Below are 21,962 nucleotides of genomic sequence, written 5' to 3'. Positions count from 1 at the left end.
ATAAACCGGTCGACACCGGGTTGCGATCGGAAGAAATTCGGTGTGGCCAGTCCATCGTCGGCCCGTGTCCGACGCGTCCGACGGAGAGTCGCTTACGATCGACGACGAGATCGTCGCCCGAGCGCGGATTCACGCCCGCGAGGTTGCCGGCGAGGGTGGTGACGGCGAGTACGAATTGCCCGTCGATCTCGAGGCCCTCGAGTGGGACGTCTCGGCTCGGGCCCGCCGCCGCGCGGGGGCGTGTCGCTGGGACCGGACTCGGGAGGTCGCGACGATCGTCCTCGCGCGGCGCGCCTACGAGCAGTACGAGTGGCCGGAGTTCGCCGCGGTCGTCCGCCACGAACTCGTCCACGCCTGGGAGTTCCAACAGTTCGGCGAGTCCGGGCACGGACGGCGATTCCGCGAGCGGGCGGCCGACCTCGAGGCGCCGCGTCACTGTCGGGCGTTCGCGGAGCCGCGGTACGTCCTTCGCTGTCGCGACGAGGATTGTGACTGGCGAGCGACGCGACATCGCGCCTCGCAACCGGTGAAGGCGCCCGAGCAGTACCGCTGTGGGAGTTGCGGCGGCGCCTACGCGGTCGAACACGTCGAGAGCGGGCGGACGTGGGCGACGGCTAGTGAGTACGGCGGCGTGAAGGCAGCGCTCGGCGACGACTGGTAGGCGATCGGAACACTCTGTGTCCCGTAGGCGGTCGCGGATCGGCAGCCGACGGCGCGTATCGATACCCTGACCGCGGAACACTTATTCGCCTCACAGAACCTGTACTAGCTATGGGAATCCTCGAGTTGATGCTCGGTCAGTCGGGTCCCGGCGAACAGGGCGTCGAGGGCAAGTCCTACAAGCTGCCGAAGGAGAACCACGACTTCGTCTATCCCGTCGCGGCCCGATCGGCGGAGCTCGACGCCTTTCAGCAACTGATTCAGGCCGAGGCGGACGCCCCCTACATCGAAGAGAACACGGAGGAGCTGCAGGCCGTCTTCGACGACGTACTCGGCGACGCGGAGATCGACGCGGCGGAACTCGCCGAGCAGAATCGCCGGCCGCGACTCGAGGCCGAGCCGGTGATCGAGTACTGGCGCGAGCAGGTGCCCGACGACGTCGGCGTCGTCTACGCCCGTCCGGGAACGTACTCGACGCTGGCGTCGTTCATCACGGTGTGTCGGCGGCGCGACGAGGACGCCGACGACCCCTTCGAACTGCCCGACGACTTCCCCGAGGCGGCGGCCCTGTTGACTCGCCTCGAGGCGGCGACGGACGACCAGTACCGCGCGGTCGTCCACAGCGATCTGTTGCCGGACGACGACTCGTAAGTAGAACCGACGCCGACGCGATCAGACGATCGTCTCGAAGGCCTCGAGCGACGGGAGTTCGTAGGTCGGTCGGTGTTCACCGAGGTCGGTTCCGCCGTCGGTCGCGATCCACGCCGAATCGAGGCCCATCGCGTTCGCCCCCGCAACGTCGGCGTGCAGCGAGTCGCCGATGTGAATCGCGCCGTCGGGCGTCGCCTCGAGCGTCGAGAGCGCGTGTTCGAACGGCGCCGCGTCGGGCTTCGGGTGGATCCCCGCGCTCGGCTCGGTGAAGACGCGGACGTCGAAGGCGTCCTCGATGCCGAGCGCCTGCAACTTCTGCGTCTGGGTCTCGCGTCCGCCGTTGGTGATCAGCGCGACCTGCCCGCGGTCGCGGGCGTACTCGAGGGCGCGCTCGGCGCCCGGCCGAAACTGGACGGCGGTCGGGTCCGTTTCCGCGAGGTACGCGCGGGCGAGTCGCGACGGAATTTCGGAGTCGATATCGCGCTCGGCGCGGCGCGCGACCTCGGTAAACAGGTGCTCGTAGAATTCCAGATCCGACTCCGCCGTCGGCAGATCGGGAATCGCGGCGCGCAGGTCGGCCGGGGTACAGAACCGCTCGCAGTCTGCGCGGGTAAAGGCCGCCTCGAGCAGCGCCGCGGGGTCGCGGGTCGGCTCGCAGAGGGTGTGGTCGAGATCGAAACAGATCGCGTCGTAGCCGGACATCTATCCCTAGTTGGTGCGAGCGCGTTCTTAACGTTTCGACGGCCGCAATTCCGGACCCAACGCGGTCGGCGGACGGGCCGCGGGACCGGCCTGCACGATTCGCCACGTTCAAGCCGGTTCCCTTCGACCGTCGATGCATGACACGGACACGATCCGTCTGGATCAAGGCCGACGACACCGTCGGCGACTGGGACGAGCGCCGCGAGCGGATCACCGCCGCGCTCGAGGCGGGCGCCGACTGGGTACTGGTCGACGAAGCCGACGTCGAGCGCGTGCGCGAACTCGGCGACATCAACGTCGCGGCGTTCCGAACGAACGGCGACGTGACGCTCGTCGACGACGCGGAAAGCGACGACGCCGAGGACGTCATCGAGGACGTCGGCGACACGGGCGACGAAGCCGCCGCGAAACCCGACGCCGTCATCGTCGGCAAGGACGGCGAGGGCGACGCGACGATCGACATGCCCGAGGACTTCTCCGGCTCGGCCGACCTCTCGACGCTGCGCCGTGACGAGGACGCCGACCTCGAGCGCGGGGCGTACGTCCGGATCCTCGACACCGAGTACGAGAAATTCGCCGAGACCGCGGCCCAGGAGGCCGACCACACGATCATCATCGGCGAGGACTGGACGATCATTCCGCTCGAGAACCTGATCGCCCGAATCGGCGACGAGACCGACCTCGTGGCGGGGGTCACCACCGCCGAGGAAGCGCGGACAGCGTTCGAAACGCTCGAGATCGGTGCCGACTCCGTCCTGCTGGACTCGAGCGACCCCGACGAGATCCGCAAGACCGTCGAGGTCCGCGACGAGGCCGAGCGCGAGACCCTCGATCTGGAGTACGCCGAGGTGCTCGACGTCGAGCGCGTCGGCAGCGCCGATCGGGTCTGTATCGATACGGGGAGCCTGCTCGAGCACGACGAGGGGATGCTCGTCGGTTCGATGGCCCGCGGACTGGTCTTCGTCCACGCCGAGACGGCCGAGTCGCCCTACGTCGCCTCGCGGCCCTTTAGAGTCAACGCGGGCGCGGTTCACGCCTACGTTCGGACGCCCGACGGCGGCACGAAGTACCTCTCGGAACTGCAAAGCGGCGACGAGGTGCAGGTCGTCGACACTAACGGTAACACCCGCGAGGCCATCGTCGGTCGCGTCAAGATCGAGCAGCGCCCGATGTTCCGGGTCGCACTCGAGACGCAGGCTGGCGACCGGGTCGAGACGCTACTCCAGAACGCCGAAACGATCAAGGTCGCCACCGGCGAGGGCCGCAAGGCGGTGACCGACCTCGAGGCCGGCGACGAACTCCTGCTGTACTACGAGGACACGGCGCGTCACTTCGGCGAGGCCGTCGAGGAGAGCATCATCGAGAAGTAGCGTCGCCGACTGGAGCGCTGTTTTTCGCGGCTCGATCAGGCTTCGCTCGGTTCCGCCTCTTCGGGCTCGGCCGGCTCGAGGCGGGTCGTACACCAGTGACAGAACTCGAGGTCTTCGTCGAGTTCCTTGCCGCATTCGGGACAGGTCGGCCCGTCGCTCGAGCCTGCGCCGGAGCCTGACGCGGTCGGCGGGAAGCCGAGCGAGCGGAACGTCGCGTCGATCGCCGCGAACAGGCCGATAAACGAGAGCGCGAACTGTCCCATCGAGTCCATATCCTCGCTGACGATCGTTACCGCATCGGTCATCGTTTCCGCCGCGGCGAGCTGGTCCATCGGGAGGAAGATCGCGATCGCCGAGAGATACAGCCCCGCGAAGACGACTGCACGGAGCCAGTCCCGCAGGAACGCGTGTCCTGCGCCGGGAAAGAGGATCGAGAGGGCCCCGGCGAGGAGCGCACGAAACCATGTCATGGTCGGACACTAGGCCAGCCGACTGGTTAACATTCCGATTCCGAGATGACGCCTTCTCGAATCCGTTCGTCCCCCGCCGTCGTCTGCAAATCGCGTCCCGGGACGGTCACGGCCGTCACTCGTACGGCGCCCGGATCACCATCACGCCGCAGTACGCACACTCGAGGGAAACGCCCCGATCCGCACCCGTTCGGGCGGTTCCCGTCGCGGACGGCCGTTCGAGTTCCGCCGCCGTTGCCGTCCCCGTTCCCGCGTCGGCCCCGACGAGCGCGCCGTCACAGTTCGGACAGCGGTCGAGAAACAGTCGGAGCGCGGTCAGTACGATCCCCTGTTCGTCCGGCTCGAGGGACTGCCAGTCGGGTCGACGCTCGTCCAGCGTCTCCGCGGCCGCGAGGTCGGCGAGAAAAGCCGCGTTCGACGGCCAGCACCCGACTCGCCCGTCGCCACGAGTCGCGACGAACCCGTCGCCGGTAACCGCGAGCGTTACCCGTCCGGGAGCGGTGCCGAGCCGCGCCGCGAGCACCTCCCGCTGTGCATCCTGCGTGCGGATCTCGCGCAGCCGCTCCCGCCAGGCCGTTTCGAACGCCGACTCGAGGCGAAGCGGCGTCGATCCCGGCGGCGTCGCGACGAGACCGATCGAGCGAAGCAGCGTTTCGGCGCGCGACGACGTTTCGGGATCGACCGCCCTGTCGCTTCCCTCGCCGCCATCCCCGTCCTGTCCCCCGCCGACGAACGCGAACGCCGCCCCGCGCTCTCCGGCCCCGGTCGACCGCCGGCGGAGCGACTCGAGGCGACTCGTCCCCGTCGAGTTCATACGACCGCATGCGTCGGGGTCACCTATTGGTATGCAGCTGTTACCGTCACGCGTACCGACAGCTAATCATCGGTTGACCGCAGTCAGTCAGTTGTATCGCCGATGCGGACTTCGATTCTGACGCGGTTACTCGAGATCCGACACCAGCCGCGAGAGGGTCGCCAGGTCGTACTGGCCGGGCGCCGTAGCGTCGGCGGGGTCGACGGGGGCGTAGCCGATCCGCGAGCCGTACAGCGGCGCGACGGCTCGCGTGTGACTGCCGGCCTCGCCCATCGCCATGGTCGCGACCGCCTTCCCGTCCTGCGTCAACCGATGCGTCGCCGACAGCACCGCGAGCGAGTCCGACCGGTCGCGGGCCGTCACCGCGAGCTTGCCGACGTCGGCGTACTCGCAGGCCTCGGCGAGTCGGTCGATCATCGCGTCCTCGCTCGGCGTCCCCTCGAAGTCGTGTGTCGACGCGACCACCGAAACGTCCTGCTCCCGGGCGGTCTCGAGCACGTCGTCGGCCGCGCCCGATCGCAGCGACTCGAGTTCGACGTCGATCGCCTCGACGCCGTCGGTTCGAGCGGCTTCGGCCAGCACCTCGAGCCGCTCCGCGTCGTCGCCGGCCCACTCGCCGCCCTCCCACGCGGCGCGGTTGGTCGCGAGGATCGGGAGTTGGCCGTCGTAGGCCTCGAGGGCGGCCAGCGCGTCGTCCGCGCTCGTCAGGTCCATTCGAAACTCGACGGCGTCCGCGTGGTCGCGGGCTCGAGCTTCGTCCGTCAGGTCGTCCGTTGCGGCGGCGAGAACGAACGAATCGAATGCGAGAGCCATGATACTACCGGTGAGAACCGGTGATAGAAAAATGGTACCGATCCGCGCGATTCGTGCGGGTTCGTCGTCGATTCGACGCGTCGCCGATCAGGCCAGTCCGATCGTCTCCTCGGCCTCGAGGAGCTCGTGGTAGCGGTTGCGGATGGTGACTTCGGAGATGTCGGCGACGTCGGAGACGGCGGCCTGGGTGGTCTTCTCGTTGGTCAGCAGCGCGGCGGCGTAGACCGCGGCGGCCGCGAGGCCGACCGGCGACTTGCCGCTGTGGACGCCCTTCTCCTTGGCGTTCTGGAGCAGCGAGCGGGCGCGGTGTTCGGCCTCGTCGGAAAGCTCGAGTCCGGAGGCGAAGCGGGGCACGTAGCTCTCGGGGTCGGCGGGCTGGACCTCGAGCCCCAGTTCGCGGACCACGTAGCGGTACGTGCGGGCGATCTCGTTTTTCTCGACGCGGGAGACGTCCGCGATCTCGTCGAGGCTCCGCGGGACGCCGGCCTGGCGCGCGGCGGCGTAGACGCAGGCCGTCGAGACGCCTTCGATCGAGCGGCCGGGCAGGAGATCCTCCTCGAGCGCGCGGCGGTAGATGACGGAAGCGGTCTCGCGGACGTTGTTCGGCAGGCCGAGCGCGGAGGCCATGCGGTCGATCTCACCGAGGGCCTGTTTTAAGTTGCGCTCCTTGGAGTCGCGGGTGCGGAACCGCTCGTTCCACTTGCGCAGGCGCTGCATCTTCTCCCGTTGCCGGGATCCCAGCGAGTTACCGTAGGCGTCCTTGTTGCGCCAGTCGATGTTCGTCGAGAGCCCCTTGTCGTGCATCGTGTTCGTCGTGGGGGCGCCCACGCGGGACTTCTCGTTTTTCTCGGCGGCGTCGAAGGCGCGCCACTCGGGGCCGCGGTCGACGGAGTCCTCCTCGACGACGAGGCCGCAGTCCTCACAGACGGTTTCACCGTGCTCGTCGTCGACGACCAGGTTGCCCGCACACTCCGGACAGACGAGGTCGTTCGATTCGGTTTCGGTCTCTGTTTCGGTCGTGGTGTCGGTTTCTCGTTCGGTACGCCGTACTCTCGTGTTCGATTGTGCGTCGGTCATGCGATGGCGAGTGCTGCCCGGACGAACGAATCGCAAAAGTCCGGACGGAGTCGTTACCTACTCCGTTCTGAGACCCGAGGTATAATGATTTCGAAATCGAGATCCGATACGCCACGAAACCCGGTAATTCGCCCGAACCGGTATGAGGAATCATAACATTGAAGTAGTGAATGCGTCCCAAAGCGGAGAGTCCAATTAGCCGTCGTTCGAAGCCCCCGTATGGACGTTGCAGTCGGCAGCACTAACCCGGTCAAGATCGACGCGGTCGAACGAACGCTCGAGCGATTCGAGCCGACGGTTACCGCCGTGGACGTCGAGTCTGGCGTCCCCGAACAGCCGTGGTCCGTCGAGGAAACCGTCGCGGGCGCCGAGAACCGCGCCCGGCGTGCACTGGCCGAAGCGAGTGCCGATTACGAGTTCGGCGTCGGTCTCGAGGGCGGCGTTACCCGGTTCGACGGCGCGCCCGGCGTGACGCTGATCATGTGGGCGGCGGTGACCGACGGCGAGCGAGTCGAGCGCGGCGGCGGCCCTTCGCTTCGGCTCCCCGACCGCGTCGCGGAGCGGCTCGAGGCGGGGGAAGAACTCGGCCCGGTAATGGATGATGAACTCGATACGACGGGCATCGCCGAGTCAGACGGAGCGATCGGCGTCTGTACGGACGGCTTAACCGATCGAACGACGGCGCTCGGCCAGGCGCTCGCCTGCGCGTTCGGTCCCTTCCGGACGACGCAGTACGAGTAGCCGGGTGCCGGTAATCCCTTCTTTCCGATCGAAACCGATCACGGGCCCGGATAGTCGTCAAATCGAATGAATTAACCGCTCGTACCAAGCCAGTCTTTCCGGTCGAGTATCGAGCTATTACTCTCCGGGAAAACCGCACGACGGCGGCGGGTTAACCGCGCGTACCAAACCCCCTAAGGGCGTTCCTCGCATCGAAATCGGTATGAGCAGCGCAATGGCATCCGACCTCACGAGCAAACAACAACGAATTCTCCGCTACCTCCGGGAGAACGCGGCTACCAAGACCTACTTCAAATCCCGTATCATCGGGAAGGAGCTCGGGATGACCGCGAAGGAGGTGGGGTCGAACATCACCGCCATTCAGGACGGCGACTACGACGTCGAGATCGAAAAGTGGGGTTACTCCTCGAGTACGACCTGGAAGGTCAGCGTCTAACTGCAGGCTCGCTGCGAGTTCCCCTGAATCGATCCTCCCCGCGTCGCCGGCAGTCCCCGCTCGGCGATCGATTTTCTCGTTTTCTTTCAGCGCACGTCACCTAGCCGCGACCACCGTCTATTTCAGCTGCGCCGGCGATGCACGAGCCACCACGAATGACGGTGCCGATTTGCTTCGACATGGACGGAATCATCCTCGAGGGGCCCCGGACCGCTCCGCAGGTGTACGACGACGCAGCCGACGCCGCGCTCGAGGAACTGGGCGCCGAGCCGACACCCAACCAGCGCCGCGCACTCAGGAGTCAGGACATCGCGGCGATCCGCGAACACTGCGCCGAACTCGGTCTCGAGCCGGATCAGTTTTGGACGCTAAAGGAACGGTACGCCTCCGAAGGGACCCACGAGCGGCTCCGTTCGGGCGCACGCGGCCTGTACGACGATATCGACGCCATCCGGACGCTCGCCGATCGGGCGGGGACGACGGTCGGACTCGTCACCAACAACCGCCACGAGACCGCCGAGTTCGTCGCCGACTTCGTCGATATTCCGTTCGACGTCGTTCGCGGCCGCGATCCCACCATCGACGGATTCCGGCGACGGAAGCCGGGCCCGTACTATCTCGAGGACGCGCTCGCGCGACTCGACGCCGCGGAGACCGATAGCGTTCCGGCGGACGGCACCGGCGACGGAACGGGAGCGCCGCGAGGACTCTACGTCGGCGACTCGCCGAAGGACGTCGTCGCCGGGACGAAACTCGGCCTCGAGACGGCCTTCATCCGCCGTCCGCACAACCGCGACCGCGAGCGTCCGGCGGACGCGACCTACGACCTCGAGTCGCTGACCGCTCTTCTCGATCTCGAGATCGTTGCGGAACGGCCGTGAGGTGCCTGGGCTCGGCAACGGCTCCTAAAAACCGAACGAGAAGCGATTCACTGCAGCCCGATGGGATCCCGTCCGATTCAGCCCTCGTACTCGAGTAGCTGATCCGCGTTCCGCGCCAGTTTCCGCGCGCGATCGCCGAAGGAGTCGGCGTGGCGCACGACGAGCATCATGACGGTTTCCGGCCGTTCGACCGCGTAGCCGTCGTCTCGGGAGAGCAGGCCCGCCTCCTCGAGTTTCCCGGCGTACTTGCTGACCGTCGGCGCCGAGACCTCGAGCGCGTCGGCCAGGTCGCCCGCGGTCGCGTCCGGGTTCAACAGGAGTTCGATCAGCATGCCCCGCGGGGTGTCCCGCCGGAGGTAGCCGAGCGTCTGCTTCTCGAACTCGTCGAACCGGCCGGCGGTCACGAACCGCTTGTAGTCGCCGTCGCGGTACCGTTCGATCGCGTCGATCTCCTCGAGGCGGCGCAGGTGGTGTTGGGTCTCGCCGGTGCCGAGTTGGAGGTCGTCCCGGATCTTCGAGAAGTGCGCACCGGGCGTCGTGGAGAGGTAGCCGGTGATCGCATCGCGGGCGTCGCTCTCGCCCGCGTCGGCGGCCGCGGATTCGGAGAAGCCGGCTCCGGCGATCGGTGTCGCGGCACCGAGGGCGGCAAACCGGCGGAGGGTCGCTCGTTTGTTGTCGTCGACCCCATCGGACGATGTCATGTCTCTCTACCGTTCGAAAGGGCCCGACACGTAAAACAGGTTTCGCTCCGCTTCGTTCACTGAACCGTGAACGTCCCGAATTCGTGACCGAATTCGCGACCGAATTCGCCTCGACGACTCGGTCGGGACGCTCGACTCGAGCGATCGGTTTCCGTCGGTAAAATCGGATTACGGGCCGAAACCCGCGTTCAGTGTCGCTGCGTCGATCAGGGGCGGGCGGCGCAGCGATCGACAGGGTCGGCGGCGGTCGTCAGCAATCGTCAGTTGTCCGCGTCCGTCTCCGCGTCAGTGCCGGCGTCGTCTCCATCGTCGGGCGCGTCGATGTCGATGTCGGTGCCGCCGTCGGTCTGGCCCTGGAAGTTCTGGTCCATCTCCTCGATGACCTCGTCGGGGTCGGTGATCTCGGAGGGATCCTCGCCTTCCTTGATCGCCTGAGCCTCCTGCTCCATCGCTTCGACGTCCATCGAGGCCTCCTGATCGATTTCGCCGATGATCTCGGAGATGTCGTCCAGGCCAATCAGTTCGCGGGTCTCCTCGTCGAACTCGAGGGCCTGAAGCTCGGTGCCGTCTTCTTTCACGTCGCTGCCGGAGAGGTGCTTGCCGTAGCGGCCGACCAGCGAGGTGAGCTCCTGGGGCATGACGAACGTCGTCGACTCGCTCTGGCCGATCCCCTCGAGGGTTTCCATGCCCTTGTCGATGATCGCGCGTTCGCCCATCGATTCGGCGGACCGAGCGCGCAGGACGGTCGAGATCGCGTCACCCTGCGCCTCGAGGATCTGGCTCTGCTTCTCACCCTGGGCGCGGATGATCTCGGACTGCTTCTCACCCTCGGCCTTCTCGACGGCGCTGCGGCGTTCACCCTGCGCCTCGAGGATCATGGCGCGGCGCTTGCGCTCCGCGGAGGTCTGTTGCTCCATCGCGCGCTGGACGTCCTTCGAGGGGTTGACCTCGCGGACCTCGACGGACTCGACGCGGATCCCCCACTCGTCGGTGGGTTCGTCGAGTTCCTGGCGGATGCGCGCGTTGATCTCCTGTCGCTTGTTGAGCGTGTCGTCCAGTCCCATGTCGCCAAGCACCGCGCGGAGGGTGGTTTGAGCGAGGTTCGAGACGGCCCGCTTGTAGTCGTCGACCTGCAGGAACGCCTTCTTGGCGTCCATCACCTTGATGTAGACGACGGCGTCGGCGGTCACGGGCGAGTTGTCTCGCGTAATCGCTTCCTGTCGGGGGACGTCCAGCGTCTGCGTTCGCATGTCGAACCGGTAGGTGTTCGACACGAACGGCGGGACGAAGTTGATCCCCGGCTCGAGCAGCTTACGGTACTCCCCGAAGACGGTCAGCGCGCGCTTCTCGTACGCGTCGACGATCTCGATCGCGCTGAGGAGGGCGGCGACGACGACGACGAGCACGAGGGCGCCGATGAACAGGATGGCGCCTCCGGCGGCGGCTTGGAGTGGTATTAGGTCTACTACCATGGTTCGGTCTTGTGTCGGTGCCGTGAAAAACGTTCCCTTGAGTTACCGACATGTGTACGCCGGCCGGTGACTTATTAGCGGGGCGCAGCGAGATCGCCGCTTTCGCCCTCGAGACGGAGCGTGACACCTTAGCCGTCGACTCGCGCCGCGACGGCCAGCCGACAACAGACTGTCGCGACGACGGCGACGACCGCCCGACCGCCGAGACCCAGCGAGACGCCGGCAAGCGAGGTGAGCGTGTTCGTCAGCGAGAACAGGACGACGACCGGCAGCACCCAACTCACCAGCCACAGCCACGGTTCGGCCAGCGGGGCGAATCGACCGGCGCCGACGCGAAACTCCGCAACGGCGTCCTCGCGCAGTAGCCAGCCGACGATCGCGAGGAACGCGAACAGGCCGACGGTTAACAGCAGATCCGCGAGCGTGCCGGAGACGAACTGGAAGATCGATCCGGCCAGCGCCAAGCCGCTCCCGGTTACCGCGACGAGGAGCGTCGTCAGCAGCGTCGCTCGGTCCCGCGGCATCTCGAAGTGGTCGACGAGCGTCCCGACCGGCGTCTCGAGCAGGTTGATCCCGCTGGTTACTGCGGCCAGCAGGACGGCACCGAAGAAGGCCGTCGCGACGACCGCGCCGCCCGGCAGCGACGCGAACGCCGTCGCGAGCGCGACGAACAGCGCACCCGGGCCGCCCTGTCCGGGCTCGATGCCCTGCGAGAACAGCAGCGGGATGACGACCAGCCCGGCGAGAACGCCGATGAACGTGTTCGAGACGGCGATGACGAGCGTATCTCGCGGGAGCGAAACGTCCTCCTCGAGGTAGGACGCGTAGGTCAACATTGCCCCGGTGCCGAGCGAGAGGGTAAACAGCGCCTGGCCCGCCGCGGGTCCGAGAACGCTCGCGAAGTTCGCAGCGAGGTAGTCGGCGTCGAAACCGAGGTAGAACGCGTAGCCGGCGTCGGTCCCCGGCTGCGTCGCCGTCCATACCGCGAGGCCGACCAAGAGCACCACGACTGCGGGAAGCATCACCTTCGAGGCGCGCTCGATACCGCGGCTCACGCCGAAGAAGACGATCGCAGCGACGATCCCGAGGAAAAGCAGGTGAAACGCGACCGCCTGGAGGCCGTGGCTGACCGTCCCGAAGTACGCCTGCGGTTGGCCGAAGTACGACCCTGACGGCGAGACCAGCATGTAACGGAGGATCCAGCCGCCAACCACCGAGTAGAACGAGAAGATCACGAGCGCCGTGACGACGTTGAACGCCCCCAGCGCCGATCCCCAGCGAGAGGCGGTCAGCGACCGAAGCGCCCCGATCGGGGTCTGTCGACCACGACGGCCGAGGACGAACTCGGCGAGCAGTCCGGGGACGCCGACGCCGACGACGATGAGCAGGTAGACGACGAGGAACGCGCTGCCGCCGTTGCCGGCGGTGAGCCACGGAAACCGCCAGATGTTCCCGAGACCGGCTGCGCTGCCGATCGCGGCGAGCACGAACCCGATATTCGATACCCACGAATCACGAGTAGCCATCTATGTACAGGCGTGTCCGTTGGAGTAGGAAATCGGTGTTGATTCGACTCCCGTACTGCGGTCAATAATGATTTTGAATCCGATAGGAGGATAGGAAGAACACACCGGCTCTCGCACGCCATACTGCATGCTCGAGAGCGAACGACGAGATATCGAGAACGCAGCGGAGCTAGCGGTGCCTTCGGGGCCGTCCGCACAACGAGCCCGGTAGAGATCTAACTCGATTTTTCGGTTTCCGTCTCCCGCTCGGGGTTCGCATTCGCGTTCCCCGAGTCCTCGAGCGGACTGCCGGTGTCGGCGCTGGTGTTCGAATCGGCATTCGTGGCGTTGTTTGCCGCGTCTTTGGCGAGCGCGCGGTCGATCTCGTCCTCGCCAATCGCACCCAGCGATTCGACGGTGAGCACGTTGCCGCCGCCGGGATCGATCACGATGATCTCCTCGCCCTCCTCGATGGTCCCGCTCGAGGTTCGGGCGCTGTAGTAGGGGGCGAAGCCGCCCTCGTCGAGTTTCACCTCGCCGTCTCGCGTCGTGATGCGCTCGGTAGCGTAGCCGGTCGCGCCGGCGAGGGAGTCCGAGTCCGTCGTCTGAGCGGTTCCCTTCCCGCCGTAGAAGTCGAACTCGCGGTAGACGTACGCCGCGGCGAGCCCGATCACGAGCGTCAGCGCGGCCAGGACGATCGGGCTCAGCGTGAGCGGCACGAGCATCCCGATCAGTCCCGCACCGACCAGCGCAACCCCGATGACGATGAGGTGCGCGCCCGGCGAGAGGGCCTCGAGCAGCATCAACACGAGACCCACCGAGAGGAGCAAGAGCGGCACGTTCCCCAGAAGGGCGTCAAGCATGGTCGGACGTAAGGGCTCACCCCGATTAAATGTTTACCGCGATACCGTTTTCAGCAGCTTCCCGATCGAAAGACTGCGACGGTCGTCCGACCAGATCAGCGGAGACCGCCGTCGACCAGCGACGCTAACTCGTCGACGACGGCGTCGCGTTCGGCCCTGCGCACGGCGAGGCTCTGCTCGAGCTGGAGGCCGCCTCGGCCGTCCCGCGCGAGCCAGTTGACGAAGTTGTCCGGACTCACGCCGCCGTACGGCCCGTCGGACGCCGTCTCGACGGGATGCGTAACGGCGTCGTCGAGTCGGTCCTGCACGCGGTGCTTGACGTCGGCGTCGATTCCGCCGCCGACGATCACCCGGTCGTCGCCCAGTCCGTGGAGGCTGATCACCGTCTCGAACCCCCGATCCGCGATTCGGCCGAGCAGCGGGTAGTCGTCGGGGACGAAGGAACTCGAGGGCGGATGGTAGAGGTCGAACGCCCGCCGTTCGTCGTCGTACCCGAGACAGGCCCAGCAGGTGGCGTCCTCGAGTCGGCCGGCGAGTTCCATCGCCGCTTCAGCGGTGCCGGGCTCAACTTCGCCGCCGTGAGCGGCGCAGATCAGCACGTCGTCGTTCGCCCCGTCGTCGTACAGCAGTTCGGAGTAGTGTCCCGTGTCGGTCCGCTCGAGGGGTTGCGTCGTAAGCGTCCGTCGCGTCACGGCGACCGACTACGACCGTGATGCGGATAACTGTTGGACACGCTCGTCACTGCCGTCGCTGGTGCGGCGTCGAGGACGGCGATAGAAGACGAGATCGAACCGACGAACGGCGACGTGAACGTGTACAGCAGTGACCGCGTCAGATCTCAGGCCTCGAGCGCGAGGCCGGCCCGGCGCAGCGCCTCCTCGGTCGAGAGATCGTCGTGGACGACGCCCGAGACGGCCGTCGCGATGGCTTCGGGGTCCTCGTGCTGGAAGATCGAGCGGCCCATCGAGATGCCCGCGCCGCCGGCGTCCATCGTGCCGCGGACCATTTCGATCGTCTCGCGGTCGCTGCCCTTGGAACCGCCGGCGATGATGACCGGCAGGCGGGTCGATTCGACGACGTGCTGGAAGCTCTCGGCGTCGCCGCTGTAGCCCGTCTTGACGATGTCGGCGCCGAGTTCCTCGGCGAGTCGGACGGCGTGCCCCAGCGCTTCGGGGTCCTCGGGGTCGACGCCCGGACCGCGCGCGTAAGCCATCGCGAGGACCGGCATGCCGAGCCGTTCGGCCTCCGCCGTCACTTCCGAGAGCTGCGTGATCTGGTCGGGCTCGTGGTCGGAGCCGACGTTGATGTGGAAGGAGACGGCGTCGGCGCCGGCGCGGACGGCCTCCTCGACCGTGCCGGTCATCCGTTTATCGTTCTCGTCGGGGCCGATCGTCGTCGAGCCGTTGAGGTGGACGATGTACCCCTTGCCGTTCTTGTTCTCGTGGACGCGGGGCGCGATCCCCTTCTGCGTGAGGACGGCGTCCGCGCCGCCGCTGGTTACGCCGTCGATCGTCGATTCGATGTCCTTCAGGCCCTGTACGGCGCCCATCGTGATCCCGTGGTCCATCGGGACGATGACGTAGTTCCCGTCTGTACCGATTCGCTCGAGTCGTGCGTCGATTCCGGTGGCGGTGGTCATTTGCGAGTGTGTAGCAAGCTTGCAGTTATTGCTGTTCCGGTTCCGGTGCATCTTCCGCATCGACCGTGATAGAGTCCGCGCCGCGGCGCGCACCGTCCTTGAGTTCGGCCGCTTTGGCCTCGAGGCGCTCGACGGCTTCGGCGGTCTCGTCGCTGCTCGCGACGATATCGACTAAGGCGCTGCCGACGATCACGCCGTCGGCGCCGGCCTCGACGATCTCCGCGGCGTGGTCGCCCTCGCTGACGCCGAAGCCGACGGCCTTGGGGACGTCGTACTCGGAGAGGCGCGCGAGGCTGTCGTGGGTCGCCGTCGAGACGTTCGCGCGCGCCCCGGTCGTGCCGAGGCGGGCCTGCACGTAGGCGAAGCCCGAGACCTGGGACATGATGTCGTCGAGGCGCTGGCCCTCGGTCGTCGGCGCGATGATGAAGACGAGATCGAGCCCGTGGTCGTCGCAGGCGTCGCGAAGGGGATCGGCCTCCTCGGCGGGGAGGTCGGGGACGATGATGCCCGACAGCCCGGCCTCTGCAGCACGCTCCACGAACGGCCGCACATCGGGTTCGTCGCCGTACTGCAGGATCATATTGTAGTACGTCATCACCAGCAGCGGCGCCTCCGTCTCGAGGTCGTCGACCAACTCGAAGAAGCCCTCGGGGGTCGTGCCGGCCTCGAGCGCGCGGTTGATCGCGGCCTGGATCGTCTGGCCCTCCGCGATCGGCTCCGAGAACGGGAGGCCGAGTTCGATCAGGTCCGAGCCGCCGCGATCGAGCGCCTCGACGTACTCCTTGGTGTCCTCGAGGGAGGGATCGCCTGCGGTGATGTAGGTGATCAGCGCGGGGTGGTTCTCGCGGATGGCGGCCTCGACGTCGCTGTCGTACTCGCCGGGTGTGTCGCTCACGCGTCGAACACCTCCACGTCCGGCGCGGCTTCAAGATCGCGTTTCTCGGTCTCCTCCAGGACCGTCTCGAGGTCCTTGTCGCCGCGGCCGGAGACGTTGACGACGACGAGGTCGCCGAGTTCGTCGGTGTGCTCCTCCAGATATCCGAGCGCGTGACTCGACTCGAGCGCCGGGATGATCCCCTCGAGGTTCGAGAGCCGGTGGAAGCCGTTGAGCGCGGCCTCGTCGTCGACGCTGGTCGGCGTCACGCGGCCGCTCTCGACGAGGTGGGAGAGTTCGGGGCCGACGCCGGCGTAGTCCAGCCCCGCGCTGACGCTGTGGGACTCGACGATCTGGCCGTCGGACTGCTGGAGCAGCTTCGTCATCGCGCCGTGGAGCACGCCGTCGGTGCCCGTCGAGAGCGTCGCGGAGTTGGGTGCGAGGCCCTCGTCCTCGTCGATCTCGAGGCTCGAGCCGCCGGCCTCGACGGCGACCAGATCGACGTGCTCTCGCGGCTCGTCGCCGCTCGAGTCATCCGCGGAGCGTGGCTCCGCGCTCCCCTCGTCAGGAACGAACGCGTGGAACGTCCCCATCGTGTTCGAGCCGCCGCCGGCGCAGGCGACGACGGTGTCGGGCAGTCGACCGGCCTTCTCCTGGACCTGCTCGCGGGCTTCCTCGCCGATGACCGACTGGAAGTCCCGGACGAGTTTGGGGAACGGGTGCGGGCCGACGACCGAACCGATGACGTAGTGGGTTCGCTCGACGGTCGTCGCCCAGTCGCGCATCGTCTCGTTGATCGCCTCCTTCAGGGTGCCGCTGCCGGCCTCGACCGGGTTCACCTCGGCGCCGTTCATCCGCATCCGATAGACGTTGGGGCGCTGGCGGTTGATGTCCGTCCGTCCCATGTAGATCTCGCAGGGCATGTCGAGGTGGGCCGCGGCCATCGCGGTCGCGGTGCCGTGCTGGCCGGCGCCGGTCTCGGCGATCACGCGCTCCTTCCCCATGTACTTCGCCAGCAGGACCTGGCCGAGCGCGTTGTTCAGCTTGTGCGCGCCGCCGTGGACCAGGTCCTCGCGCTTGAGGTAGATCTCGCGGTCGTAGCGCTCGCTCAATCGATCCGCGCGCTGGAGCGGCGTCGGCCGCCCGCCGAAATCGCGCATCCGCTCGCGGAACTCGTCCATGAAGCCGTCCTCGTTCTCGAGGACGTACCGCTGGTAGGCGTCCTCGAGTTCCTGCAGGGCCGGCATCAGCGCCTCGGGGACGTACTGACCGCCGTAGTCGCCGAAGGTGCCGTCCCGCCGTTCGTCGTCCGTCTCGCTCGCGTGCTCGTGTGTGCTCATGTCGTATCAGTCTCCGTTGCCGTCGCCGTCGTCGTCGCTCGTCTCGCCCGTTGCTTCCGCCCGCGTCAGCCGCCGCGTGTTCGCGGCGACGTCGCTGTCGGCCGCGCCGTGGTCCATGACGGCGCTGCCGACCAGCAGGGCGTCCGCGCCCGCCTCGCGCATCCGGCGCACGTCCGCCGGACTCGAGACGCCGCTTTCGGCGATCAGCGTCACGTCATCGGGAGCGGGTCTCGCGGCTTCGCCGCTCGACTCATCGAGGCGCGTCATGCGCCTCGCATGGGGCGCGACCGACTCGAAGGTTTCGAGGTCCACCTCGAGTCGCGCCAGATCCCGGTTGTTGACGCCGATGATCGCCGCCCCCGCCTCGAGCGCGGCCTCAAGCTCTTCGCGGTCGTGAACCTCCACGAGCGGTTGGAATCCGCGCTCGCGGGCGGCCCCGATTAGTCCCTCGAGATCGTCCACGAAGCGGGCGATCAGCAGGAGGAGGTCGGCCTCGACGACGTCCATTTGTGCTTCCTCGAGGACGAAGTCCTTCCGGAGGACGGGGACGTCGACGGCTTCGCGGACGCGGGTCAGCGCCTCGGGCGAGCCGCCGAAGTGCGAGGGCTCAGTGAGCACCGAAATCGCCGCTGCGCCGCCCTCGACCATCGCCTCGGCCAGTTCGACGGGATCGTCGTCCCGTGTTCCCTCGGCCGTTGGACTCGTCGGCTTGACCTCCGCGATCACCGGGACGCGGCCGTCCGCCTCCGCACTCGCGATCGCATCGGGCAGCGACCGCGCGTCCACGTCGACGGCGGTCTCGCCGCCAGAGCGCTCCCGGGCGGCCTCGAGGATCGACGCCACCGCGGGCGCGAGCTCCGTTCCAGAGTTCATTGTTGTACATCGACGTACTCATATGTACAAAAGGCTTGCGCCATCCGCCCGCCGCGGGCGCTCGAGCGAACGCGTCCGGGCCGCGACCGGCGGTTATTCAAACCGGCGTGCCCTACGCTCGCGCATGGAGGACGTCACGGAGGCCGGAATCTACGCGCGGGAATCGTCGTATCTCGACCGGTACGTGCAACTCGGCGCCGCCAGCGGACGCGTCCTGAGCGTCGACTTCCCCGACACGCCCGAGGCCGACGCCGAGGACGAACACCCCGTCCTCGACCGTATTTTCGAGTACCTCGAGGGCCTTGAGGAGGTCGACTTCGACGACGTACAGGTCGCGCTGACGGTCCCGACCGACCAGCGGGCCGTGCTCGAGCAGGTCCGGGAGATTCCCTACGGCGACCAGGTCGACGTGAAGGCGCTGGCTCGAATGACGCCGGAACTCGACCCGGACGACGAGGATGATCTGACACTTGTCCGGACGGCGCTGGACAACAACCCGGCACCGCTGTTGATCCCGGACCATCGTGTCCGTGACGGCCCCAGTGCCGCGCCGCCGGCGGTCGAGCAGAAGCTGCGGTCGCTCGAGGGGCTGTAACGGCACAACCGCTCGTTCTCCGAAACCGACTGTCCCCTTCATTTTATTTCGGGTTAGCGATCGCCACAGTCGGCGGGATAAACCGCCGGCGACTGACACGTCCACGCTTACGGTGCGGTCTCGGGCCCTAGTAGCTACGCCGAACGAGGCCGCAACATGCGCATTACGGACCGATTGCTCTCACGGGATGACACCGGAGAGACGTGGCGTCGGCGAACCGATTTCGTAACTGACCGCCTCGAGGCCGGGGCGAAAACCGTTGACGACCTCTGCGACCGTTCTCGCGAACGGCTCGAGAGCGCACGGGATAAGGTCGTCGACCGCGCCGTAACCGAACTCTGCGAGCGAGCCGCGGGCCGGTCGCCCGAGGACCTCCGCGAGGAGGCGGCCTGCGGCCCCGACGGGACCGATCCGATCGATCGCGCCCTCGAGCGGTTCGTCCGCCGGTACGACCTCGACGAAGCGCGACTGGACGAGCGGACGCTGGACGCGATTCGCGAGCGGCTGGCGACGGAAGTAGGGCTGGACGGCGATGTGGACGTAGGCGAGTTGCTCGAGCGACTCACTGACGGAGACAGCCCGGATGCAGCGACGGCCAATGACAGCACGGCTGCGGACCCGCTCGAGATCGAGGCCGCCCTCACGGAGCTGCGCGAAACGATTCAAACGGAACTCGATCTCGAGCCGGACCAGTCGCTCGAGCAAGCCGTCGCGGAAATTGGACAGTGCGACGCTGTAGTCGTCGGCCACGCCCTCGAGCGCCTGCTCACCGAGGAGATTCCGCGGCTCGTAGACGAGCGAACGCCGGACGAGTCCTCGAGCGAGCCCAACGAGCGCGAACTGTCTCCCGCGTCGCCGACCGAGACCGACCGGGCCGCGCTCGAGGGAGGGACCGATGCCGCCGCTCAAGGGAACCAGCCCGTCCAACCCCGATCCGTCGCGACCGCGGCGGCCACGATGCTCGCGCTACTCGCGGACGACGGCGGGCTGGATCCGGCCGCCGGCCAGTTACTCTCTCTGTTGGGTCCGACGGCTTCGAGTGCCGGTGACGCTTCGGACACCCCGATCGAGCGCGCCCTCGTCGAACTCGTCTCGAGTCTCTTGCTCGAGGGCGACGGAGACGACGGCTTCGATCTCACGGGCGTTGCGGCGCTTCGCTCGCGCTCGAAGGGCTCGCTGGCGCTGATCGGCCTGTTCGTCGCCAACCTCGTCGCGATGTCGATCGGCGCGTGGCTCTCGCGCCAGCGGGCGCCGCCGATCCCCGACGAGATTCGGGGGCCAGACGGGGAGCCCGTCGTAACCGCCGAGCAGGTCCGGCAGGGAAAGAAAGCCTTCCAGGCGAACGGGCTCATGAACCACGGCTCCGTGCTGGGCAACGGCTCGTACTTCGGGGTCGACATCACCGCCGACGCGCTCGAGTTGAAGACCGAGTTCATGCGCGAGTACTACGCGCGCCAGCGAGGGGCCGGTTCGTTCGAGGAGCTGTCGGCGGACGGGCAGGCTGCCGTCGCGGACCGCGTCGAGCGCGAACTCGAGAACGACGCGCCCGAGGGTGCGATCGCGCGCTACTCGGCGGCGGAGGCTTACGCGCACCGCCGGATTCGGAACGAGTACGTCGACCGCTATCACGCCGGGTCGCCCGAGCGCGGCGTGCCGGCGGGGTTCGTCGAGTCGGCCTCGCAGGCCGCGCGGATCGCGGACTTCGCCTGCTGGACGGCGTGGATGGCCCACACCGACCGACCCGGCTCGGACCACTCCTACACGAACGACTGGCCGCCGGTGCCGGGCAGCGGCAACCGGCCGACGGGGCAGGTGCTGGTCTGGAGCACGATCAGCGTGGTCCTGCTGGTCGCCGGCGGCGGCGCGGGCGTCTGGGCCTACCACAGCTTCGACTTCGCCGAGCCGACGACCGAACTCGTCGACGTTCCCGCGCCCGATTCGGTGTCGATCACGCCCGCGCAGTACGCCGCGGCGCGGTACGTCCCCGTCGCCGGTGCGCTGTTCCTCGCGCAGGTGCTCGTCGGCGCCTACCTCGCGCACTACTACGTCGAGCGGACCGGGTTCTACGGCATCGGCGAGAAGTTGGGAATCGACCTCGTCTCCGTGCTGCCGTTCTCGGTCGGCCGCACCTGGCACATCAACCTCGGCATCCTCTGGATCACGACGCTGTGGCTCGCCGGTGGGCTCTTCCTGCCGGGCCTGTTCGCCGACGAGGATCCGCCCCGGCAGGCCGAAGGGGCGACCGCCCTGCTGGGCGCGCTCGTCGTCGTCACGGTCGGGGCCTTCGCCTGCGTCTGGCTTAGCATGCGAGGAGCGTTCGGAAGCCCGGAGGACGGCGAACTCTGGTGGTTGCTCGGCTCCGAGGGACTGGAGTACTTAGAGACCGGCCGCATCTGGAAGGTATCCCTGCTCGCCGCGCTGGTCGGCTGGACCGGCCTCGTGCTCCGGAGCGTCCGCCGGCTCGACGAACCGCCGACCGGGCTGGGCCACTTCATGACCTACGCCGGCGGCTCGATCGCCCTCCTCTTCGGCGCGAGCATGCTCTACACGCCGGAGACGAACATCGCGGTGACGGAGTTCTGGCGCTGGTGGGTCGTCCACATGTGGGTCGAGGGCGTCTTCGAGTTCTTCGTCACTGCCATCGTGGCCGTCGCGCTGGTCTCGATGGACCTGCTGGAGCGCGCCGACGCCGAGCAGGCGATCCTCTTCGAGGTGTTCGCCATCATGGCCGCCGGCATCGTCGGCGTCTCTCACCACTACTGGTGGGTCGGTCTCCCCGACGTCTGGGTGCCGATCGGGACGACGTTCTCGACGCTCGAGTTCGTCCCGCTCGTGTTCGTCCTCTACCGCAGTTTCGGCGAGTACCGGACGCTGCGGGCCCAGGGCGAGGAGTTCCCCTACACGCTGCCGCTGCTCTTTATCGTCGGCTCGAGCGTCTGGAACTTCGTCGGCGGCGGGGTGCTCGGCTTCTTCATCAACCTGCCGGTGATCAACTACTACGAGCACGGGACCTACCTGACCGTCGCGCACGGCCACACGGCGACGTTCGGCGCCTTCGGCCTGCTGGCGCTGGGGCTCGGCACCTACATCCTGCGGGTGGTTACGCCCGAAGCCGCGTGGCAACCGACGTGGTTCCGCGCCGCGTTCTGGCTGACCAACGTCGGCCTCGCGGTCATGTCGATCGCCTCCCTGCTGCCGATCGGCTTCCTGCAGTTGCGGACGGCGTTCCAGGAGGGGTACGCCGCCGCGCGGAGCCTCGAGTTCTACGAGCGGGACCGCATCCAGACGCTGCTGTGGGCCCGAACGCTGGGCGACACGCCGATGATCCTGGGTGCGCTGGCGTTTACGGCGGGGGCAATACGGCATCTCCTGGCGGCGCGTCGAGAAGTCGACTCGAGCGCGAGCACCGCGACTGCGTGACAGCCGGCCGCCTCCGGTCTCGGCGGCCCCTGGTGTCGGGGGTCCGACCGTCGGCGGTCCCAACC

Annotated in this window: 22 protein-coding genes; 8 read left to right on the top strand and 14 right to left on the bottom strand. The window is 67.5% G+C overall.

Going from position 1 to position 21,962, the window contains the following annotated elements; translation table 11 throughout:
• The first annotated feature begins 64 nt into the window (after window positions 1-64).
• On the top strand, window positions 65-661 hold the full coding sequence (locus ATJ93_RS10490) for a SprT family zinc-dependent metalloprotease (protein WP_120244595.1): 597 nt from the start codon (window positions 65-67) through the stop codon (window positions 659-661).
• A 110-nt stretch (window positions 662-771) separates the two neighbouring features.
• Complete coding sequence (locus ATJ93_RS10485; RefSeq protein ID WP_120244594.1) at window positions 772-1,311, top strand: hypothetical protein; 540 nt, start codon at window positions 772-774, stop codon at window positions 1,309-1,311.
• 21 nt (window positions 1,312-1,332) lie between these two features.
• On the opposite strand, the gene ATJ93_RS10480 is transcribed toward ATJ93_RS10485, so the two are convergent.
• Window positions 1,333-2,013: an HAD family hydrolase gene (locus tag ATJ93_RS10480; RefSeq protein ID WP_120244593.1), complete on the bottom strand. Its 681-nt coding sequence runs from the start codon at window positions 2,011-2,013 to the stop codon at window positions 1,333-1,335.
• Between the two features lie 137 nt (window positions 2,014-2,150).
• On the opposite strand from ATJ93_RS10480, the gene ATJ93_RS10475 reads away from it, so the two are divergent.
• Window positions 2,151-3,383, top strand: a complete 1,233-nt coding sequence (locus ATJ93_RS10475) for a 3-dehydroquinate synthase II (protein ID WP_120244592.1) — start codon at window positions 2,151-2,153, stop codon at window positions 3,381-3,383.
• Window positions 3,384-3,418: 35 nt separating this feature from the next.
• Here the strand turns inward: ATJ93_RS10475 and ATJ93_RS10470 are convergent, their stop codons facing one another.
• The 4 genes from ATJ93_RS10470 to ATJ93_RS10455 all read right to left on the bottom strand — a co-directional run bounded on the left by ATJ93_RS10470 (window position 3,419) and on the right by ATJ93_RS10455 (window position 6,557).
• Entirely contained in the window at window positions 3,419-3,853 is a 435-nt protein-coding gene (locus tag ATJ93_RS10470; protein ID WP_120244591.1) for a DUF7575 domain-containing protein, read from the bottom strand.
• Window positions 3,854-3,968: 115 nt separating this feature from the next.
• A complete protein-coding gene (locus ATJ93_RS10465) occupies window positions 3,969-4,667 on the bottom strand; it encodes a hypothetical protein (protein WP_120244590.1) in 699 nt (232 codons plus the stop codon).
• 126 nt (window positions 4,668-4,793) lie between these two features.
• Complete coding sequence (aroD, locus tag ATJ93_RS10460) at window positions 4,794-5,480, bottom strand: type I 3-dehydroquinate dehydratase (RefSeq protein WP_120244589.1); 687 nt, start codon at window positions 5,478-5,480, stop codon at window positions 4,794-4,796.
• 87 nt (window positions 5,481-5,567) lie between these two features.
• Window positions 5,568-6,557, bottom strand: coding sequence for a transcription initiation factor IIB (locus tag ATJ93_RS10455; RefSeq protein ID WP_120244588.1), 990 nt, complete (start codon window positions 6,555-6,557; stop codon window positions 5,568-5,570).
• A 219-nt stretch (window positions 6,558-6,776) separates the two neighbouring features.
• Here ATJ93_RS10455 and yjjX point away from each other — a divergent pair, with 219 nt between their 5' ends.
• The 3 genes from yjjX to ATJ93_RS10440 all read left to right on the top strand — a co-directional run bounded on the left by yjjX (window position 6,777) and on the right by ATJ93_RS10440 (window position 8,615).
• On the top strand, window positions 6,777-7,298 hold the full coding sequence (yjjX, locus tag ATJ93_RS10450; protein WP_120244587.1) for an inosine/xanthosine triphosphatase: 522 nt from the start codon (window positions 6,777-6,779) through the stop codon (window positions 7,296-7,298).
• Between the two features lie 202 nt (window positions 7,299-7,500).
• Window positions 7,501-7,734 carry a DUF7123 family protein gene (locus ATJ93_RS10445; protein ID WP_170155556.1) on the top strand — a complete coding sequence of 78 codons (234 nt, stop codon included), beginning with the start codon at window positions 7,501-7,503 and terminating at the stop codon, window positions 7,732-7,734.
• Between the two features lie 155 nt (window positions 7,735-7,889).
• Window positions 7,890-8,615 carry an HAD family hydrolase gene (locus ATJ93_RS10440; protein WP_120244585.1) on the top strand — a complete coding sequence of 242 codons (726 nt, stop codon included), beginning with the start codon at window positions 7,890-7,892 and terminating at the stop codon, window positions 8,613-8,615.
• 77 nt (window positions 8,616-8,692) lie between these two features.
• Here the strand turns inward: ATJ93_RS10440 and ATJ93_RS10435 are convergent, their stop codons facing one another.
• From ATJ93_RS10435 to trpC, 9 genes are all read right to left on the bottom strand, one after another.
• Window positions 8,693-9,316: a winged helix-turn-helix transcriptional regulator gene (locus ATJ93_RS10435; RefSeq protein WP_120244584.1), complete on the bottom strand. Its 624-nt coding sequence runs from the start codon at window positions 9,314-9,316 to the stop codon at window positions 8,693-8,695.
• Between the two features lie 260 nt (window positions 9,317-9,576).
• Complete coding sequence (locus ATJ93_RS10430; protein ID WP_120244583.1) at window positions 9,577-10,788, bottom strand: SPFH domain-containing protein; 1,212 nt, start codon at window positions 10,786-10,788, stop codon at window positions 9,577-9,579.
• 128 nt (window positions 10,789-10,916) lie between these two features.
• Window positions 10,917-12,314 (bottom strand): sodium-dependent transporter, encoded by a 1,398-nt coding sequence (locus ATJ93_RS10425; protein ID WP_120244582.1) that lies wholly within the window; start codon window positions 12,312-12,314, stop codon window positions 10,917-10,919.
• A 215-nt stretch (window positions 12,315-12,529) separates the two neighbouring features.
• Complete coding sequence (locus tag ATJ93_RS10420) at window positions 12,530-13,156, bottom strand: NfeD family protein (RefSeq protein WP_120244581.1); 627 nt, start codon at window positions 13,154-13,156, stop codon at window positions 12,530-12,532.
• 95 nt (window positions 13,157-13,251) lie between these two features.
• Entirely contained in the window at window positions 13,252-13,848 is a 597-nt protein-coding gene (locus tag ATJ93_RS10415; RefSeq protein ID WP_120244580.1) for a poly-gamma-glutamate hydrolase family protein, read from the bottom strand.
• A 146-nt stretch (window positions 13,849-13,994) separates the two neighbouring features.
• Window positions 13,995-14,795 (bottom strand): 2-amino-3,7-dideoxy-D-threo-hept-6-ulosonate synthase, encoded by an 801-nt coding sequence (locus ATJ93_RS10410; protein ID WP_120244579.1) that lies wholly within the window; start codon window positions 14,793-14,795, stop codon window positions 13,995-13,997.
• Window positions 14,796-14,820: 25 nt separating this feature from the next.
• Window positions 14,821-15,690, bottom strand: a complete 870-nt coding sequence (gene trpA / locus ATJ93_RS10405) for a tryptophan synthase subunit alpha (protein WP_120244578.1) — start codon at window positions 15,688-15,690, stop codon at window positions 14,821-14,823.
• Entirely contained in the window at window positions 15,687-17,009 is a 1,323-nt protein-coding gene (trpB, locus tag ATJ93_RS10400; RefSeq protein WP_120244577.1) for a tryptophan synthase subunit beta, read from the bottom strand. Before trpB ends, trpA begins: the two co-directional genes overlap by 4 nt.
• Before the next feature lie 6 nt (window positions 17,010-17,015).
• Complete coding sequence (gene trpC / locus ATJ93_RS10395; RefSeq protein ID WP_120244576.1) at window positions 17,016-17,882, bottom strand: indole-3-glycerol phosphate synthase; 867 nt, start codon at window positions 17,880-17,882, stop codon at window positions 17,016-17,018.
• A gap of 124 nt (window positions 17,883-18,006) precedes the next feature.
• Here trpC and ATJ93_RS10390 point away from each other — a divergent pair, with 124 nt between their 5' ends.
• Window positions 18,007-18,477: an MGMT family protein gene (locus ATJ93_RS10390; protein ID WP_120244575.1), complete on the top strand. Its 471-nt coding sequence runs from the start codon at window positions 18,007-18,009 to the stop codon at window positions 18,475-18,477.
• 156 nt (window positions 18,478-18,633) lie between these two features.
• Window positions 18,634-21,897 (top strand): nitric-oxide reductase large subunit, encoded by a 3,264-nt coding sequence (locus ATJ93_RS10385; RefSeq protein ID WP_120244574.1) that lies wholly within the window; start codon window positions 18,634-18,636, stop codon window positions 21,895-21,897.
• Window positions 21,898-21,962: the final 65 nt, after the last annotated feature.

Source organism: Halopiger aswanensis, assembly GCF_003610195.1.
Taxonomy (GTDB): domain Archaea; phylum Halobacteriota; class Halobacteria; order Halobacteriales; family Natrialbaceae; genus Halopiger; species Halopiger aswanensis.
Note: the sequence above shows the minus strand (reverse complement) of the source record. Positions and strands in the feature narration are given on the sequence as shown.